Origin of the sequence: Chitinophaga sp. GbtcB8, assembly GCF_019091455.1 — a bacterium.
In the GTDB taxonomy this organism is placed as follows: domain Bacteria; phylum Bacteroidota; class Bacteroidia; order Chitinophagales; family Chitinophagaceae; genus Chitinophaga.
The window spans coordinates 1-241 of sequence record NZ_JAGXJN010000350.1 but is presented as its reverse complement, the minus strand read 5'-3'; the positions used below and the strand labels follow the sequence as shown (position 1 = coordinate 241).

The window sequence follows — 241 nt, the reverse complement described above, 5'->3', positions numbered from 1 at the left end:
TACTTTTACAGCAAAGAACACAAATTAAACCCCCAAACCAGGAACCCAACTTTTTTAATCATTCAAAGAAGCTGCCCCTGGTAGCAGCCCTAGCCACCTTTTCGCTAACCCGTGTAACAGCAGCCGCCAGCGAGGAGCTGATCCGGGTATTGAACCTCACATTTCCGGATGCCAGGTATGTGAGATAGACGGAGGACCGTGAATATAATGTGGTTTTCTTCACACTGTATGCAAAACAGAG

Annotated in this window: 1 protein-coding gene; it reads left to right on the top strand. The window is 46.9% G+C overall.

Annotated features, from left to right (window positions below; all coding sequences use genetic code 11):
- On the top strand, nucleotides 1–188 hold a 188-nt coding region (locus KVT36_RS32060; protein ID WP_217607490.1), incomplete at its 5' end, for a hypothetical protein.
- Between the last annotated feature and the right edge of the window lie 53 nt (nucleotides 189–241).